This window comes from Mesorhizobium sp. M7A.F.Ca.MR.148.00.0.0, assembly GCF_003997735.1.
Classification (GTDB): domain Bacteria; phylum Pseudomonadota; class Alphaproteobacteria; order Rhizobiales; family Rhizobiaceae; genus Mesorhizobium.
The window spans coordinates 1-238 of record NZ_RZTB01000690.1; the positions used below are offsets into that span (position 1 = coordinate 1).

General features: G+C 66.4%; 1 protein-coding gene. It reads right to left on the reverse strand.

Annotated elements, in window-relative coordinates; genetic code table 11:
- The coding region (locus EOB49_RS35860; RefSeq protein WP_164782029.1) for a helix-turn-helix domain-containing protein at positions 1-238 on the reverse strand (238 nt) is incomplete at both ends.

The following is a 238-nucleotide window of genomic DNA, read 5'->3' on the forward strand; positions in this document are numbered from 1 at the left end:
GATAGGCGTCGGAGCCGGCAATGAGCGCGTCGCGGGCATTGAGCGATGGCGGCGAAGCGCGCTCGATCTCCTCAGCCACCGCCATCGCCTCCTGCTCGACCACGGCGGCGAACAGCGCCTGCTTGTCGGCGAAGTGATGATAGAGCGCGCCGCGCGTCACGCCGGCGGCAGCGACGATCTCCGGCGTGCTGGTCTCGGCATAGGATTTTTCGGTGAACAGCTTTCGTGCCTCGGCAAT